19 protein-coding genes are annotated in these 18,359 nt (G+C 32.6%); 18 read left to right on the top strand and 1 reads right to left on the bottom strand.

The genetic code is table 11. The annotated features are described in order from the left end of the window. The 7 genes from CD113_RS12590 to rpsI all read left to right on the top strand — a co-directional run. The coding region (locus CD113_RS12590) for a transposase (RefSeq protein WP_142380922.1) at nucleotides 1-461 on the top strand (461 nt) is incomplete at its 5' end. A 351-nt stretch (nucleotides 462-812) separates the two neighbouring features. Beyond that, nucleotides 813-1,622, top strand: coding sequence for an energy-coupling factor transporter ATPase (locus CD113_RS12585; RefSeq protein ID WP_002464441.1), 810 nt, complete (start codon nucleotides 813-815; stop codon nucleotides 1,620-1,622). Continuing rightward, nucleotides 1,619-2,479, top strand: coding sequence for an energy-coupling factor transporter ATPase (locus CD113_RS12580; RefSeq protein ID WP_002464440.1), 861 nt, complete (start codon nucleotides 1,619-1,621; stop codon nucleotides 2,477-2,479). The genes CD113_RS12585 and CD113_RS12580 overlap by 4 nt, the downstream gene beginning before the upstream one ends. Next, nucleotides 2,469-3,275 (top strand): energy-coupling factor transporter transmembrane component T family protein, encoded by an 807-nt coding sequence (locus CD113_RS12575; protein WP_002464439.1) that lies wholly within the window; start codon nucleotides 2,469-2,471, stop codon nucleotides 3,273-3,275. Before CD113_RS12580 ends, CD113_RS12575 begins: the two co-directional genes overlap by 11 nt. A gap of 4 nt (nucleotides 3,276-3,279) precedes the next feature. Further along, complete coding sequence (truA, locus tag CD113_RS12570) at nucleotides 3,280-4,083, top strand: tRNA pseudouridine(38-40) synthase TruA (protein WP_002464438.1); 804 nt, start codon at nucleotides 3,280-3,282, stop codon at nucleotides 4,081-4,083. 238 nt (nucleotides 4,084-4,321) lie between these two features. Next, nucleotides 4,322-4,759, top strand: coding sequence for a 50S ribosomal protein L13 (rplM, locus tag CD113_RS12565; RefSeq protein WP_002464437.1), 438 nt, complete (start codon nucleotides 4,322-4,324; stop codon nucleotides 4,757-4,759). A 19-nt stretch (nucleotides 4,760-4,778) separates the two neighbouring features. Then, a complete protein-coding gene (gene rpsI, locus CD113_RS12560; RefSeq protein WP_002464436.1) occupies nucleotides 4,779-5,171 on the top strand; it encodes a 30S ribosomal protein S9 in 393 nt (130 codons plus the stop codon). 800 nt (nucleotides 5,172-5,971) lie between these two features. Here the strand turns inward: rpsI and CD113_RS12550 are convergent. Continuing rightward, the gene (locus CD113_RS12550; RefSeq protein WP_002462561.1) at nucleotides 5,972-6,700 is read right to left on the bottom strand and encodes an NAD-dependent protein deacylase; all 729 of its coding nucleotides are present in this window, start codon (nucleotides 6,698-6,700) and stop codon (nucleotides 5,972-5,974) included. Between the two features lie 266 nt (nucleotides 6,701-6,966). Here CD113_RS12550 and CD113_RS12545 point away from each other — a divergent pair, with 266 nt between their 5' ends. The 11 genes from CD113_RS12545 to CD113_RS12495 all read left to right on the top strand — a co-directional run bounded on the left by CD113_RS12545 (nucleotide 6,967) and on the right by CD113_RS12495 (nucleotide 18,151). Next, nucleotides 6,967-7,722 (top strand): DeoR/GlpR family DNA-binding transcription regulator, encoded by a 756-nt coding sequence (locus tag CD113_RS12545; protein ID WP_002462560.1) that lies wholly within the window; start codon nucleotides 6,967-6,969, stop codon nucleotides 7,720-7,722. Nucleotides 7,723-8,305: 583 nt separating this feature from the next. Continuing rightward, the gene (gene lacA / locus CD113_RS12540; RefSeq protein ID WP_002462559.1) at nucleotides 8,306-8,734 is read left to right on the top strand and encodes a galactose-6-phosphate isomerase subunit LacA; all 429 of its coding nucleotides are present in this window, start codon (nucleotides 8,306-8,308) and stop codon (nucleotides 8,732-8,734) included. Nucleotides 8,735-8,747: 13 nt separating this feature from the next. Beyond that, complete coding sequence (gene lacB / locus CD113_RS12535) at nucleotides 8,748-9,263, top strand: galactose-6-phosphate isomerase subunit LacB (protein WP_002462558.1); 516 nt, start codon at nucleotides 8,748-8,750, stop codon at nucleotides 9,261-9,263. Between the two features lie 12 nt (nucleotides 9,264-9,275). Further along, nucleotides 9,276-10,208 (top strand): tagatose-6-phosphate kinase, encoded by a 933-nt coding sequence (lacC, locus tag CD113_RS12530; protein WP_002462557.1) that lies wholly within the window; start codon nucleotides 9,276-9,278, stop codon nucleotides 10,206-10,208. A gap of 3 nt (nucleotides 10,209-10,211) precedes the next feature. Continuing rightward, complete coding sequence (lacD, locus tag CD113_RS12525) at nucleotides 10,212-11,192, top strand: tagatose-bisphosphate aldolase (RefSeq protein ID WP_002462556.1); 981 nt, start codon at nucleotides 10,212-10,214, stop codon at nucleotides 11,190-11,192. A 20-nt stretch (nucleotides 11,193-11,212) separates the two neighbouring features. Further along, nucleotides 11,213-11,524, top strand: a complete 312-nt coding sequence (locus CD113_RS12520) for a PTS lactose/cellobiose transporter subunit IIA (protein ID WP_002462555.1) — start codon at nucleotides 11,213-11,215, stop codon at nucleotides 11,522-11,524. A 5-nt stretch (nucleotides 11,525-11,529) separates the two neighbouring features. Further along, nucleotides 11,530-13,269, top strand: coding sequence for a lactose-specific PTS transporter subunit EIIC (locus tag CD113_RS12515; protein ID WP_088177459.1), 1,740 nt, complete (start codon nucleotides 11,530-11,532; stop codon nucleotides 13,267-13,269). 17 nt (nucleotides 13,270-13,286) lie between these two features. Next, nucleotides 13,287-14,699, top strand: coding sequence for a 6-phospho-beta-galactosidase (lacG, locus tag CD113_RS12510; protein ID WP_002462553.1), 1,413 nt, complete (start codon nucleotides 13,287-13,289; stop codon nucleotides 14,697-14,699). 219 nt (nucleotides 14,700-14,918) lie between these two features. Continuing rightward, nucleotides 14,919-15,788: an alpha/beta hydrolase gene (locus CD113_RS12505; RefSeq protein WP_002462552.1), complete on the top strand. Its 870-nt coding sequence runs from the start codon at nucleotides 14,919-14,921 to the stop codon at nucleotides 15,786-15,788. A 193-nt stretch (nucleotides 15,789-15,981) separates the two neighbouring features. Beyond that, nucleotides 15,982-16,983 carry an NADP-dependent oxidoreductase gene (locus CD113_RS12500; RefSeq protein WP_002462551.1) on the top strand — a complete coding sequence of 334 codons (1,002 nt, stop codon included), beginning with the start codon at nucleotides 15,982-15,984 and terminating at the stop codon, nucleotides 16,981-16,983. A 151-nt stretch (nucleotides 16,984-17,134) separates the two neighbouring features. Then, the gene (locus CD113_RS12495) at nucleotides 17,135-18,151 is read left to right on the top strand and encodes a zinc-binding alcohol dehydrogenase family protein (protein ID WP_002462550.1); all 1,017 of its coding nucleotides are present in this window, start codon (nucleotides 17,135-17,137) and stop codon (nucleotides 18,149-18,151) included. Nucleotides 18,152-18,359 lie beyond the last annotated feature (208 nt).

Raw genomic sequence — 18,359 nt, 5'->3', positions numbered from 1 at the left:
TACTTAAACCAACCGAAGACTTAGAATTGTATGAATATAATAAGGTACCTTTGTTTAAAGAATGGAAGACGCAAAAAGGCATCGTGACATACTTGTTAGACCAAGATGATACCCTTAAAGAGACATATGAAGTGATTAATAATTTAAGACATGACTTGAAACATAGCCAATTCGACTCATTTAAACAAACCATAGAACAGTTGAAACTTTCAGACTTGCATCCATCATTAAAAACAGCCATTAAAACATTGAAAAAACATGCTTGCTTCATCGAACATACTTTCAATTATATCAATTTGACCAACGGTCCTATTGAAGGTATTAATAATAAAATCAAACTTATTAAACGTACATCTTTTGGTTATGGAAATTACAATCATTTGCGCAACAGAATTCTTTTATGTTCAAAACTATATGCACCTGAAAATAAAAAAGAAGTTAAACAACAAATTGCTGCTTAACTTCTATAAAAAATTTATACATCAGTCCAATTTGACAGAGAGCCTTTTTTAGTTTTAGTAGTGTAACTACAAATTTAAATTTTCTATAACATGATTTCATTTAAAGACAATATGCAAATTTTAGATTAAATACAGTAATTCCTTTATTTATAGTTATGATACATACGTATATAACTTGAAGTTATTGGCTCACTAAAATTAACAATTGACTGTCTAAAAATTGGTATAAATATTTTAATTTGCAAATTTAACGAACAACTAATAGTATGAATTAAGCATATATAGCGTATACACCATTATATAAATATTGTAGAATATTAAAAGTAAACCAATCGTAAAGGAGTGATTCTAGTGGAGGATAAAGACAGTATATTATCATTTAAAAATGTAACGTTTCAATACCAAGGTGATGCCTCCTTCACTTTGAATAACGTCTCATTTACGATCCCACAAGGAAAATGGACTTCAATTGTAGGTCATAATGGTTCTGGTAAATCAACAATAGCTAAATTAATGGTAGGAATTGAACTACCTAATCAAGGAGATATTATTTATCAAAATAAAACACTAAGTGAAGATAATTTAGAACAAACAAGAAGAGATATTGGCATAGTATTTCAGAATCCTGATAATCAATTTGTGGGAGCAATTGTTAAATATGATGTTGCATTTGGGTTAGAAAATCGAGCTGTACCACATGATGAAATGTATCGCAGAGTGCAAGGAGCACTTAATGAAGTAGATATGTTAACAAGAGCTGATAATGAACCAAGTGCTTTATCTGGTGGTCAAAAACAACGTGTGGCAATTGCAGGAGTTTTAGCATTAAATCCTAAAGTGATTATTTTAGATGAGGCAACATCAATGTTAGATCCCGAGGCAAGGGGATACCTAATTAATCTTGTTAGAGATGTTAAAGAACAAAATGATATAACAATTATTTCAATTACACATGATTTGTCTGAAACTATGCAAGCTGATCATGTCATAGTTATGAATCAAGGACAAGTATTTAAAAATGGAACACCAACAGAAATATTTAATAATGCACAAGACTTAACTGCAATTGGATTAGATTTACCATTTTCAATGAAAATTAATCAACTATTAACTAATGAGACAACTTTTATGACTTATGAAGGGTTGGTTAATAAATTATGACAATAGAATTTAAACAAGTTAGTTATGTTTATCAACAAGGTACGCCGTATCAATATGAAGCGTTAAAACAAATAGACGCTCAATTTGAGCAAGGTAAGTATTATGCAATTATCGGACAGACTGGTAGTGGTAAGTCTACGCTAATTCAGCATATTAATGGATTATTAAAGCCTACAAGCGGTACTGTATTAGTTGACGATACATTAATAACTCACAAAACTAAAGATAAAGTGATTAGACCTATACGTAAAAAAGTAGGAATGGTGTTTCAATTTCCGGAATCACAGTTATTTGAAGATACTGTAGAAAGAGAAATAGTATTTGGGCCAAATAATTTCCATATGGATATTGAAGAAGCGAAAAATTATGCTCATAAACTGCTAATGGAACTTGGGTTTCAAAGAGATATTTTATCTCAATCACCATTTCAAATGTCAGGTGGCCAGATGCGTAAAATTGCTATAGCATCTGTATTAGCGATGAATCCAGACATTATTATAGTCGATGAACCAACTGCAGGATTAGATCCAAAAAGTAAAAGGCAAGTAATGGAATTATTTAAATATTTACAACTTGAAGAACATAAAACAATTATTTTAATTTCACATGATATGAATGAAGTAGCACGTTATGCAGATGAAGTCGTTGTTATGAAGAATGGTACTATTGTAGAACAATGCCCACCTAAATTACTGTTTAAAAATAGAAAATGCTTTGAGGAATGGCATATTGCATTACCAGATGTCGTTAAGTTACAAAATGATTTTGAGCAAAAATATCATACGACACTCAAAGACATTGCGCTAACTGAGGAAGAATTCGTTACATTGTATAGGGAGTGGCAACATGAAGAATAAACTTATCATTGGTCGCTACCTTCCTAACAATTCAATGATTCATAATTTAGACCCACGTGCAAAATTGATATTTGTCTTCTTATTTATCATATTAATCTTTTTCTGTCATTCACCAATGACATATTTATGGCTATTTGCACTTATATTGTTATTTATGAAATTAGCTAAAATTCAGTTTTGGTTCTTAATTAAGGGGTTAACACCAATATTTGTCTTTTTAATATTCACCTTTTTAATGCACGTTTTCTTTACTAAAGGCGGACAAGTTTTAGTACAATGGCATTCCTTTACTATTGAAACAACAGGTATAGTTGAAGGTATTTATATTTCCCTAAGATTAATTGCAATTGTGATGGTTGCAACACTTATGACGTTATCAACAAGTCCTATTGATTTAACAGATGCCTTTGATAAATTATTAACCCCATTAAAATGGATAAAAATACCTGTACATCAACTTAGTATGATTATGTCTATAGCATTGAGATTTATACCAACTTTAATGGATGAATTAGACAAAATTATTTTAGCTCAAAAATCACGGGGATCAGAAATTAGTTCGGGAAATATAACAACTAGAATTAAAGCATTTATTCCATTACTAGTTCCACTATTCATCTCAGCTTTCCAAAGAGCAGAAGAATTAGCTATTGCTATGGAAGTTAGGGGATATGATGCCAATGTAAAAAGAACGAGCTACAGACTGCTTAAATGGCAACTGAGAGACACGATAGCATTAGTGCTATTAATTCCAATTGCAATCATCTTATTTGTTATTAAATATTCAGGAGTGTAGAAATGTGCGTATATTAGTAGAAATCACATATAATGGTAGTAATTTTTTAGGATTTCAAATTCAGCAACAAGGACGTACAGTACAACAACAATTTGAAAAAATACTACAACGTATGCATAAACGACATGTCAGAATTCATCCATCAAGTAGGACTGATAGAGGTGTGCATGCTGTGCAACAATACTTTCATTTTGATACAGAACTTAATATTGCAACGAGCCAATGGCAATATGCTATGAATAGTGCCTTGCCTAACGATATTTATGTAACTAAAGTTAGTGTTGTAGATGAACAATTTCATTGTCGTTATGATTGCTTAGGTAAACGGTACCGCTACAAAGTTTATCAAGCTGCACATCGTAATCCGTTTCAGAGTGGTTTGAAGACCTATATACCAGACACATTGGATCTTGATAAGATGAACGAAGCGGCTAAACAATTTATTGGTACACATGATTTTACAGGATTTTGTTCTCAAAAGACTGAAGTTGAAAGCAAGGTAAGAACGTTATATCAAAGCGAAATCGTTCAAACAGAAGAAGGCTTTGATTATATTGTGACAGGCTCAGGATTCCTGTATAATATGGTACGTGTTCTCGTAGCTTTCTTAATAGAAGTGGGTAAAGGGAAGAAACATGTAGAAGATGTTCCTAAATTATTAGAAAGTAGGAATCGCAACAATGTACCTTTTACTGCTCCTGCAGAGGGACTATACTTAGAACATATTTATTTTGAAGATAATGATTTAACGAATGACTTTGGCAATAATATAAAAATTCATCGTAAAAAATCATTGCAAAATGATTAATTGCCATTGACAAAAGGCTTATGAAATTATAAGATTATTAACGGTATTGTTTTATATCCACCCCACGATAAGCCCCGGAAACTTATTGTGTTACAAGATATATAAGCAGAAATGAACAACAGTTAACAAAATAAATGAAATTTATCGTTTTAACAATGAAACTAATGAAATCATCTATTGAGTTATGGACTTGTTTATAGCTTGAATAGAAGCATTTATTTATAGGAGGACAATTATTATGCGTCAAACATTTATGGCAAATGAATCAAACATTGAGCGCAAATGGTATGTTATTGATGCTGAAGGACAAACTTTAGGTCGTCTTTCATCAGAAGTAGCATCTATCTTACGCGGTAAAAATAAACCAACTTACACACCACATGTTGATACTGGTGACTATGTCATCGTTATTAATGCATCAAAAATCCATTTCACTGGTAACAAAGAAACTGACAAAATTTACTATCGTCACTCAAATCACCCAGGTGGTATTAAATCAATCACTGCTGGTGAATTAAAAAGAACTAACCCAGAACGTTTAATTGAAAACTCAATTAAAGGTATGTTACCAAGCACTCGTTTAGGCGAAAAACAAGGTAAAAAATTATTTGTATATGGTGGCGCTGAACATCCACACGCTGCACAACAACCAGAAAACTACGAATTACGTGGTTAATTAGAAGGAGGAAATGACTTTGGCACAAGTTGAATATAGAGGCACAGGCCGTCGTAAAAACTCAGTAGCACGTGTACGTTTAGTACCAGGTGAAGGTAACATCACAGTTAATAACCGTGACGTACGCGAATACTTACCATTCGAATCATTAATTTTAGACTTAAACCAACCATTTGATGTTACTGAAACAAAAGGTAACTATGACGTTTTAGTAAACGTTAATGGTGGTGGTTTCACTGGACAAGCTCAAGCTATCCGTCACGGAATCGCTCGTGCATTATTAGAAGCAGATCCTGAATACAGAGGTTCTTTAAAACGTGCTGGATTACTTACTCGTGACCCACGTATGAAAGAACGTAAAAAACCAGGTCTTAAAGCAGCTCGTCGTTCACCACAATTCTCAAAACGTTAATTGTCGAACAATATATACAAAACACCTCGATATTGCATCGAGGTGTTTTTTGTTATTTGAATAGGAAATGTAAGTTTTTAATGTTCTCTGTCAAATTGGACTGATACATAATTTTTTTCAAGCCTCACATCCTAACTTGCACAATTAGAGCTAGTAAGATTTACAATCTTTACTAGCTCTTGCCCAACCTGCATTGTCCGTAGAATTTCTTGACGAATTTCTCTGTGTTGGGTCCCTATGCAGTTGCACTAATAGTGTCAACTGTAATCCTTTATAAAATTTTTCTATGACGGGTGCCTTGCCCAACTTGCATTGTCCGTAGAATTTCTTGGTGAAATTCTATATGTTGGGTCCCTGCATTGCATGTTAGAGTTTCTGCTATCTTGATAGCTAGAAAATCTTATGCAGTTAATTATGAATTAATAAACTGTAAAACCTATTTCTGATAACCAGTTTTTCTGTGTTGGGTCGCTTCCAAGGGTGCTGTCTTAGGAGTCTCGGCTTCAAATTAATTTTCATTTTAAATTATTCGCCTTTTATCAGTCTTTAAAAATAGAAAAACGTTTTTAACGCATTTAGCATGTATGTCGCAATTTGAAGCTTTTATAGATATGGTACAACCATCTGAACATACGAAAAGTCATTTTATTGTCTCAACCATTAAATAAAACTTAATATATTAAGCATCAATCAAAAAAGTCCAATTCACTCAATGAATAGTGAATTGGTTGAATATTAAATCATATGAAAGTAAAAACCCGGATCATTAATAAAGCGTCAAGATTAATGGCTGACATACATTATGATTCTAATCGGTTAACAACATTAAGCATATCATCATTGATAACGAGTGTAGCATCGTTATCATAAGGTGTAGTATCACGATTAATGATGACTAAATGCTGTCCATTAAAGTTAGAAATCAAACCTGCTGCAGGTTGTACGACTAATGAAGAACCTAGGACAACTAATGTATCAGCTTTGTTAATCTTACTAAGTGAGTTATAAATCGTTTGTTCATCCAACATTTCTCCATATAGTACAATATCAGGTCTTATTGCATGACCACATTGCTCACAATGATATAAATTTCGATTAACAACTTCTTCTTTAGTATATTGTTGGTCACAAGACAGACAATAGAAACGATTGAGTGTACCATGTAATTCATCTACATGTTGACTACCAGCATCTGAATGCAGACCATCAATATTTTGTGTGATAACACCTAAAGATTTACCTTGTTGTTCCAATTTGGCAATCCATTGATGAACCACGTTGGGCTTTTTATCAGCAAATAATAGGCGACTATGACAGAATGCCATAAAACCTAAAGGATCTGTTTCTAAATAGTCATGACTTAACATATATTCAGGAGAAAATCCTTGTTCTGTAATATCATCATATAAACCGCCAACAGATCTGAAATCTGGAATACCACTTGCTACAGAGACACCAGCTCCGGTAAAAAAGACAATATTATTTGAATCAGCTATAATTTTTGCTAATTGTTCTATTTTATTATTCATATTTATCACTCCACAAATTTTTGACACTAATGTCTTTATTTCCCTTAATATCAACATAACACATAATGAATAGTATAATAAATATAACAATATAACCAATTTAAAATTACTATAATAGTCATAAATGTGTAATAACCATACAAAATATCTCCTATAATCACTTAAAATGTTAGTTTTTATGATAGTCTTGATATAGAATAAACATAAATTATGTTTGAATAAACAAATCAATATGATGATATAGAATCATTGGGGAGGATAGTTCATTGAGAAAGCATGAACGTTTAGAAGAAATTGCTAAACTAGTGAATAAAAAGGGCACTGTGCGGACAAATGAGATTGTAGAAGGATTAAATGTATCAGATATGACTGTCAGACGTGATTTAGCGGAATTAGAACAACAAGGTATTTTAAAAAAAGTACATGGTGGGGCACGTAGTAATTCTGTATTCCAGTTTAAAGAAATGTCACATAAAGAAAAACATGCTAAAAATATTGAAGAAAAAAGATATATTGCTAAAAAAGCAGCACAACTAATTGAAGATGGAGACACATTATTTCTTGGCCCTGGTACAACAGTTGAACTACTGGCAGAAGAAATTCAACATCGAACATTGACTATAATTACCAATTGTTACCCTGTTTTTAAAATTTTATTTGAAAAGCAAAGTATAAATTTTAGAGTATACTTACTAGGTGGAGAAATGAGAGATATAACGGAATCATTTGTTGGTGAAATGACGAATTCATCACTAGAAAATTTAAGATTTACTAAAATGTTCTTTAGTTGTAATGGTGTTCAAAATGGAGAAGCCATGACATCTTCAATAGATGAAGCATATACGCAACAACTTGCATTAAATCATTCACTCGAAACCTTTTTATTGATGGATTCTACAAAAGTAGGTAAAGGAGATTTTACTACGTTTTGTAATTTATCAGATTTAACAGCTGTAATTATGGATAATAATAGTAATGATAAAATTGAAGAAATAAAAAAATATGTTGATTTAATAGCCTAACAAAATTAATAATATTAATAAAATGTATGAGCAATACTCACATCTTCGGAGTATTGCTTATTTTTTTGGTAATTTGCCATTCATTTACTAATAATAATCTAAAACAGCCTTGGACAAAAATATTATACACTTAAAATTAAATATTTGGCAGTAACTGTTTGGTTTGTAAAATGTTGATAAATCAATGTTTTACAAATCTAATCGGTCTTGCCGGGATGGAATTATGAAATAAATTTTATTGAAATTCTATTTCAATCGCATTCCCAAATAACTTAGCGTATTGTCGCAATATCCAACTCACTTCATTACATTCTATTCCACTTCATTTCATATAGTTGTGTTCCTCAATAAACAAACAATATTCCAACATCAATACTTTAAACTAATAAAAAATTTAACATCTTTCTAACATTTTTGTTTAAACAAACTAAAATATCAACATAATAACAACTTATAATGTTGATTTATTGTTGGTTTATGTTTATAATTTAAACGTAATCTATTGAAAGCCTTTTCTTTAAACACGTTATCAACAGCTATAAATAAAAGGTATTTCAAAATCAAAGGATAAAGGAGACTTAATATGGCTATTATTATCGGTTCAGATGCAGCGGGCAAACGCTTAAAAGAAGTCATCAAAACATATTTAACAGACAATCATTACGAAGTAGTTGATGTAACAGAAGGACAACAAGTTGATTTTGTTGATTCAACACTTGCTATTGCAAAAGCAGTACAGCAACAAGAAGGTAATTTAGGAATTGCCATTGATGCTTATGGTGCAGGTAGTTTTATGGTTGCTACCAAAATAAAAGGAATGATAGCTGCCGAAGTATCAGACGAACGTTCAGCCTACATGACTCGTGGTCATAATAATTCACGAATCATTACATTAGGTTCAGAAATTGTTGGTGATACGCTAGCTAAAAATATCGTAAAAGGCTTCGTTGAAGGTAAATATGATGGTGGAAGACACCAAATCCGTGTAGATATGCTTAATAAAATGTGCTAAGGAGGAAGAAATAATGAAAATAGCTTTAGGTTGCGATCATATTGTTACAGATACAAAAATGCGAGTTTCAGAACATTTAAAATCAAAAGGACATGAAGTCATTGATGTAGGAACTTACGATTTCACAAGAACACATTATCCAATATTCGGTAAAAAAGTTGGGGAACAGGTTGTCAATGGCAATGCTGAATTAGGTATTTGTATTTGTGGTACGGGCGTAGGTATTAATAATGCAGTTAACAAAGTGCCAGGTATTCGTTCAGCACTTGTACGTGATATGACATCTGCATTATATGCTAAAGAAGAACTCAATGCTAATGTTATTGGTTTTGGAGGACGTGTTACAGGTGAACTATTGATGTGCGATATTATTGATGCGTTTATCAATGCTGACTATAAACCGACTGAAGAAAATAAAAAATTAATTGCTAAAATCGAACATTTAGAAACAAGTAATAAAGATCAAGCTGACCCACATTTCTTTGATGAATTTTTAGAAAAATGGGACAGAGGCGAATACCACGATTAAAGGACGACGCTTATGATTTTAACTTTAACTTTAAATCCATCAGTCGATATATCTTATCCACTAGAAACCTTGACATTAGACGATGTTAATCGAGTTGAAGAAGTTAGTAAAACAGCTGGTGGTAAAGGATTAAATGTTACTAGAGTATTATCTCAACTTAAAGAACCAGTACTAGCTAGTGGTTTTATTGGTGGAGAATTAGGACAACTTATTGCTAGGAAATTAGATGACGCAGATGTGTATCACGCTTTTTATAATATCAAAGGTGAAACAAGAAATTGTATTGCGATACTACATGAAGGACAACAAACTGAGATATTAGAGCAGGGTCCAACCATTGATGCTGACGAAGCAAGGGGATTCATTCACCATGTAGATGAATTACTAACGAAAGTACAGGCAGTAGCCATTTCAGGTAGTTTACCTAAAGGACTAAGCCAAGATTACTATGCTCAAATTATTCAGTTATGTCAACAACGTCAAATACCGGTAGTGCTAGATTGTTCAGGTTCAGCATTACTTGCAGTGTTAAAGCAACAATATAAACCAACAGTAATCAAACCTAATATTTCAGAATTATCGCAATTATTAGGACAACAGATTCAAGAAGATATTGAAAGTTTGAAAACTGTATTAGCAAATCCATTATTCGATGGCATTGAATGGATCATTGTCTCATTAGGTGCCAATGGTGCTTTTGCTAAACATAATGAGCAATATTATCGCGTTTCCATTCCAAAGATTAACGTCTTAAATCCAGTTGGATCTGGTGATTCTACAGTAGCAGGTATTACTTCAGCAGTCGTTAATCATGAAAATGACCAAACATTACTTAAAAAAGCAAATACCTTGGGCATGTTAAATGCGCAAGAAGCACAAACAGGATATGTAAATGTATCTAATTATCAAAATCTATTTAATCAAATAGAAGTTTTAGAGGTGTAAATAATGGCAAAATCTAGTCAAAAAATTCAATCAATTGAACAATTAAGCAATCATGAAGGTGTCATTTCAGCATTAGCTTTTGACCAACGTGGTGCATTAAAACGTATGATGGCTAAGCATCAAACAGAAGAACCAACTGTCGAACAAATTGAACAATTAAAAGTCCTAGTCGCAGAAGAACTAACACAATATGCTTCATCAATTTTATTAGATCCTGAATATGGTTTACCAGCTTCAGAAGCACGTAATAAAGATTGCGGCTTACTATTAGCATATGAAAAAACTGGTTATGATGTGAATGCTAAAGGACGTTTACCAGACTGTTTAGTAGAGTGGTCAGCGAAACGTTTAAAAGAGCAAGGTGCCAATGCTGTTAAATTCTTACTTTATTACGATGTAGATGATAGTGAAGAAATCAATATTCAAAAGAAAGCATACATTGAAAGAATTGGTTCTGAATGTGTAGCAGAAGACATTCCATTTTTCTTAGAAGTGTTAACTTATGATGATAATATTCCGGATAATGGCAGCGTTGAATTTGCGAAAGTTAAACCTAGAAAAGTAAACGAAGCGATGAAGTTATTCTCAGAACCACGTTTTAATGTTGATGTCTTAAAAGTTGAAGTACCAGTAAATATGAAATATGTTGAAGGCTTTGCAGAAGGTGAAGTGGTTTATAGCAAAGAAGAAGCGGCACAACATTTCAAAGAGCAAGATGCAGCTACTAACTTACCTTATATTTATTTAAGTGCGGGTGTATCAGCAGAATTATTCCAAGAAACATTAAAATTTGCACACGAAGCAGGTGCTAAATTTAACGGTGTACTATGTGGACGTGCAACATGGTCAGGTGCTGTACAAGTATACATTGAACAAGGTGAAGAAGCAGCACGTGAATGGTTACGTACAACTGGATTCAAAAATATTGACGACTTAAACAAAGTATTAAAAGATACTGCCACTTCTTGGAAATTAAGAAACTAAGTATAAAAGGGGTTAATACGATGAATAGAGAAGAAGTCCAATTATTAGGGTTTGAAATTGTAGCATATGCAGGAGATGCACGTTCTAAATTTTTAGAAGCATTAACTGCAGCACAAGCAGGAGATTTTGCACAAGCAGAAGCACTCATTGAAGAAGGTAATCAATGCATTGCAGATGCACATAGAGCACAAACAAGTCTATTAGCTAAAGAAGCACAAGGTGACGATATTGCTTATAGTGTCACAATGATGCATGGTCAAGACCACTTAATGACGACTATTTTATTAAAAGATTTAATGAAACATTTATTAGAATTTTATAAAAGAGGGTGATGGCATTGATGCATAAATTAATTGCACAAATAGAAAAAGGTAAACCTTTTTTCGAAAAATTATCACGTAATATTTATTTGAGAGCGATTCGTGATGGCTTTATTTCAGCAATGCCAGTTATCTTATTCTCGAGTATGTTCTTATTAATAGCTTATGTTCCTAATATTTTCGGTTTTAAATGGGATAAAGGTATGGAAGCTATTTTAATGAAACCATATAACTATACTATGGGGCTTGTAGCATTATTAGTAGCAGGTACAACAGCTAAGTCGTTAACAGATTCGTACAACAGAAAGTTAGAAAGTACCAATCAAATAAACTTTATATCAACAATGTTAGCTGCGATTTGTGGATTCTTATTTTTAGCATCTGATCCAGCTAAAGATGGTGGTTTCTTAAGTGCCTTTATGGGAACTAAGGGGTTATTAACAGCTTTCCTATCAGCATTTGTTACAGTTATTGTTTATAACTTCTGTGTTAAACGTAATTTAACAATTAAAATGCCTAAAGAAGTACCACCTAACATTTCTCAAGTATTTAAAGATTTAATTCCATTTGCCATTGTTATTTTAATTTTATATGGCTTGGATTTATTAATTAGAGGATTATTCCAATCAAATGTTGCAGAAGGTATTGTTAAATTATTTGAACCATTATTTACAGCAGCAGACGGTTGGATCGGTATTACAATTATCTTTGGTGCCTTTGCATTATTCTGGTTCGTAGGTATTCATGGACCATCTATTGTAGAACCAGCAATTGCAGCAATTACTTATGCTAACGTTGAAGCGAACTTTAAGTTACTTCAAGCAGGTGAGCATGCAGATAAAATTTTAACATCTGGTACACAAATGTTCATCGTAACAATGGGTGGTACTGGTGCGACTTTAGTTGTTCCGTTCATGTTTATGTGGATGACGAAATCTAAACGTAATAAAGCAATTGGTCGTGCAGCGGTTGTTCCAACATTCTTTGGTGTCAATGAGCCAATTCTTTTTGGTGCACCGATTGTCTTAAACCCAGTGTTCTTTATTCCATTTGTCTTAGCACCGATTGTTAACGTTTGGATTTTTAAAATATTTGTTGAAGTATTAGGAATGAATAGTTTCAGCGTTAACTTACCTTGGACAACTCCAGGTCCCCTAGGTATCGTTATGGGTACTGGATTTGGATTATGGTCATTCGTCTTAGCAATTACATTAATTGTTGTTGATGTCATTATTTATTACCCATTCTTAAAAGTATATGATAGTGAAATTTTAGATGAAGAAGAAGGTCGTGTAGAAGGAAATAAAGATTTACAAGACAAAGTAGCAGCTAATTTTGATACTAAAAAAGCTGATGCCATCTTAGCGTCAAATTCTGCTACACAAGCAAATAATGATGGCAATGAAACATCTGAAGCAACTAATTCATCTAATATAACAGAACAAACGAATGTCTTAGTATTATGTGCAGGTGGAGGCACAAGTGGTCTTCTAGCGAATGCGTTAAATAAAGCGGCAACTGATTATGGTGTACCAGTTAAAGCAGCAGCTGGTGGCTACGGTGCGCATATGGATATTATGAAAGATTACCATTTAGTTATTTTAGCACCACAAGTCGCATCAAATTATGAAGATATTAAAATTGATACAGACAAATTAGGTATTAAATTAGCTAAAACACAAGGTGCAGAATATATTAAATTAACTCGTGATGGTCAAGCAGCGCTTGATTTTGTGCAACAACAATTTGAAAATTAAAGATAGGAGTTTTTCATATGACTAAAAAATTACCTGAAGATTTTATTTTTGGTGGAGCAACAGCAGCATATCAAGCCGAAGGAGCTACTCATACTGACGGTAAAGGACGCGTTGCATGGGACACATATTTGGAAGAAAATTATTGGTATACAGCAGAACCAGCAAGTGATTTCTATCATAAATATCCAGTTGATTTAGAATTAAGTGAAAAATTCGGTGTTAATGGTATTCGTATTTCAATAGCTTGGTCACGTATTTTCCCAAATGGTTATGGTGAGGTAAATCCAAAAGGTGTTGAATATTATCACAACTTATTTGCAGAATGTCATAAACGACATGTCGAACCTTTTGTTACTTTACATCACTTTGATACACCAGAAGTATTGCACTCAGATGGTGATTTCTTAAATCGTCAAACGATTGATTACTTTGTTGATTATGCAGAATTTTGTTTTAAAGAATTTCCAGAAGTGAAATATTGGACTACATTTAATGAAATTGGTCCAATTGGTGATGGACAATATTTAGTAGGTAAATTCCCACCAGGTATCAAGTATGATTTCGAAAAAGTATTCCAATCTCATCATAATATGATGGTTGCACATGCTAGAGCAGTTAAGTTATTTAAAGATGGAAACTATGATGGAGAAATTGGTGTTGTTCATGCTTTGCCAACTAAATATCCATATGATCCTTCAAATCCAGAAGATGTTAGAGCAGCAGAATTAGAAGATATTATTCATAATAAGTTTATTCTAGATGCTACGTATTTAGGTAAGTATTCTCGTGAAACGATGGAAGGTGTCCAACATATACTTTCTGTTAATGGTGGTAAGTTAAATATCACTGATGAAGATTATGCCATTTTAGATGCTGCCAAAGATTTAAATGACTTCTTAGGTATTAATTACTATATGAGTGATTGGATGAGAGGCTTCGATGGTGAAAGTGAAATAACGCATAATTCAAAAGGTGATAAAGGTGGTTCTAAATATCAACTAAAAGGTGTAGGTCAACGAGAATTTGATGTTGATGTACCACGTACGGATTGGGATTGGATGATTTATCCTCAAGGTTTATACGATCAAATTATGCGCGTTGTTAAAGACTATCCAAATTATCATAAAATTTACATTACTGAAAATGGCTTAGGTTATAAAGACGAGTTTATCGAATCTGAGAAAACCGTTTATGATGATGCTAGAATTGATTATATTAAACAACATTTAAATGCTATTGCAGATGCTATCCATGATGGTGCAAATGTTAAAGGATATTTCTTATGGTCATTAATGGATGTATTCTCCTGGTCAAACGGTTATGAAAAACGTTACGGATTATTCTATGTCGATTTCGATACACAAGAACGTTATCCGAAAAAAAGTGCCTATTGGTATAAAGAACTTGCACAAAGTAAAGAAATTAAATAGTTAATGAATCAGCAAAGTGTCTGTCAGTATTTTACTGACAGGCTTTTTGCCGTTTTATACAGTTTTTAAGAATATAAAGGTGAGAAAGTATACGCGATTAAACCACATACGATTAGAATTTTCAGCAAATTTTTGATGAATTTCAAAACAATTAAAAGGAAATTTGATGTATCTTCATTTATACTAAATAAACAAAGTAGATGAATGGGAGTTAATGAAGTGAAAAAAATATGGGTTATAGGTACAACTTTATTAGCAATTGCAATTATAGTAGGTATTATTGTTACTGTTGTAAACAGTCAAAAAAATGAAACATTTAAACGAAAACAACAGCAAGCATTTATTAATCAAGACATACCAACGCTATTTTTACATGGATATGGTGGTAGTGCTAATTCCGAAAAATTTATGGTGAAGCAGGCTGAACAAAGAGGTGTGACTCAAGATATTATTACGGCAAAGGTATCAAAAGACGGTGAGGTGTCATTTAAAGGTAAATTGCCAAAAAACGCAGTTAATCCAATTGTCAAAGTCGAACTTGAAAACAACAAACAAGGTTATTTAGATCAGAATGCGAAATGGTTCAAAAATGTATTAACTAAATTACAACAACAATATCATATTAAAAAATTTAATTTTGTAGGTCATTCAATGGGAAATTTAACATTTGCACAATATATGAAAACGTATGGTGATGATAAATCATTACCGCAATTAAATAAGCAAGTAAACATTGCGGGTACGTTTAACGGTGTACTAAATATGAATGAAAAAGTAAATGAAATTTCAGTTGACGACAATGGCAAACCAAGTCGCATGAACGAACCGTATGAAGAATTAATGGCACTTAAAGATATTTATAAAGGCAAAAATATTAAAGTATTAAATATATATGGTGATTTACAAGATGGGACGCATTCAGACGGACGAGTATCGAATAGTTCATCTAAATCATTAAAATATTTACTGGGAAATAGTCCAGCAACATATCATGAGTCAAAATATACTGGTAACAAAGCACAACATAGCCAATTACATGAGAATAAAGATGTAGCAAACGAATTAATTGATTTTTTATGGAAAAAATAACACACTGTATCACATAACTTAGTTGCATTTAATAGATGCAGATTAATATAGAATCCTTTGAGTTCTAACTAGTATTAGTATCAAGTAATTCCGCTATAACGATGCATAGTATATTAATCAATAATGCTAAAGCACGTTACATAGTACATGAACATGCATAATAAAATAGACATAGAGAAAGGTGAATACCATCATGCAAAATAAACAAATTTTATTTAATCAAATCCCTCAAGGTATGCCACAAGATGACACATTTAAAATAGAAGAAACAACAACACCAGAGTTAGCAAATAATGAAATACAAGTTCAAACTTTATATATGTCAGTTGATCCATACATGAGAGGTCGAATGACAAAAGCTGATTCATATGTGCAACCATTTGAAATAAACGCACCTATTGTTAGTCATATTGTAGGTAAAGTAACACAATCAAATGATAGTACCTTTAATAAAGGTGATATTGTTGTAGGTATGTTACCATGGCGAATTGTTAATAACGTGACAGCACAACAAATAAACAAAGTACCATCAACAGATGTGCCATTAGATTTATATTTAAGTGTCTTAGGAATGCCAGGACAAACTGCATACCATGGCTTATTAGATATTGGTCAACCTAAAGCAGGTGAAACAGTAGTTGTTTCAGCGGCATCAGGGGCAGTAGGATCAGTAGTTGGACAAATCGCTAAGATTAAAGGTTGTCGTGTCGTTGGTATTGCTGGTGGAGATAAAAAAGTAAACTATTTAACTGAGACATTAGGCTTTGATGCTGGTGTCGATTATAAAAAAGCTGACTTTGCAGAAAAATTAGCTGAAGCATTACCTGATGGTGTCGATGTTTATTTTGAAAATGTTGGGGGCGTCGTAGGTGATGAAGTGTTTAAACATTTAAACCGCTTTGCCCGTATACCAGTATGTGGCGCTATTTCTTCATATAACCATCCTGAAGAAGACATTGGTCCACGTATTCAAGGGTCTTTAATTAAAAAACAAGCTATGATGCGAGGATTCTTAGTTGCTGAATTTGCAAGTGACTTTAAAGCTGCAAGTGAACAATTAGCTCAATGGGTACAACAAGGAAAAATTAAATCACAAGTCACTGTAGAAGAAGGTTTTGATCATGCACCACAAGCATTTAGAAACTTATTTACTGGTGATAATTTTGGTAAACAAGTCATAAAAGTAACGGAATAATTATAAATTTCATACAACCACTATACATCGTTATATTAAAAAGGTTAGACCAATGGTAAACATTTTCTGTTATCTAAAATGATGATAATGGTAGTAGTTTTAATTATAATAACAAGTAAGAGAAATTGACGAGAGGTGATGAATGATGTCAATGACAATGATTGGATTCGAACAACCATTTAAGTTGAATGAAGGTAATCTGTTTAAAACATATGAACAAGATATACCTGTGCCACAACATAATGAATTACTTGTAAAGATACACAGTATTAGTGTTAACCCCGTAGATACCAAGCAACGTTTAGCACCTGTTTCACAAAAGCCTAGAGTATTGGGGTTTGATGCAGTAGGTATCATTGAAGCTATTGGTCCAGAAGTAACGATGTTTAAAGTTGGAGATAAAGTTTTCTATTCTGGATCCTCTAATCTTAATGGATCGAATGCAACGTATCAAATTATGCCAGAAGTATTAGTTGCTAAAGCACCAACAACAATATCTGATGAACAAAGTGCAAGCTTACCTTTAACAGGTCTGACAGCATATGAAACGTTATTTGATACATTTGGTATTTCTACAAACCCATCGGATAATGAAGGTAAAACGCTATTAATCATTAATGGTGCAGGTGGCGTTGGTAGCATTGCGACACAAATTGCTAAAAGATATGGTTTAACTGTCGTTACAACAGCTTCAAGAACTGAATCAATTGAGTGGTCTAAACAAATGGGTGCAGATATCGTGTTAAATCATAAAGAAGACTTAAAAGCACAATTTAAAGAGCATAATATCGACGCACCTGACTACATTTTCTGTACGTTTAACAGTGATATGTATTACGACACGATGATTGACTTAGTGAAACCACGAGGTCATATTACGACGATTGTAGCATTTGAAAATAATCAAGATTTAAACGCATTGAAAAGTAAAAGCATTACGTTTAGTCATGAATTTATGTTCGCAAGACCTTTATATCAAACTAGTGATATGATTAAACATCATGACTATTTACAAGATATAGCCACTAATATAGACGAAGGTCATTATCAACCTACAACGACACAAGTTATTAATGGATTAACTACAGAACATTTGTATGAAGCACACCAAATATTAGAAAATCATAGTATGATTGGTAAGCTAGTTATTAATGTCGACAAGCAATAATTGTTGACTAAGGCAATCTAAATTGAGCAATGACAATGAAATAAGCGTATTAAAAAGCAGTTGATGCCACAACATCAACTGCTTTTTTGCTATGCTATAAAAATTGGTTGTCTATTTCCTACGATTAGTCAAGTGCTTATAAATAAAATAAGCATTACTAAATTAAACCGTTCAATTTAATTTTTTTGAATAAGGTGTTAAACTATAT

Source organism: Staphylococcus simiae, assembly GCF_002902085.1.
GTDB lineage: Bacteria > Bacillota > Bacilli > Staphylococcales > Staphylococcaceae > Staphylococcus > Staphylococcus simiae.
Note: the sequence above shows the minus strand (reverse complement) of the source record. Positions and strands in the feature narration are given on the sequence as shown.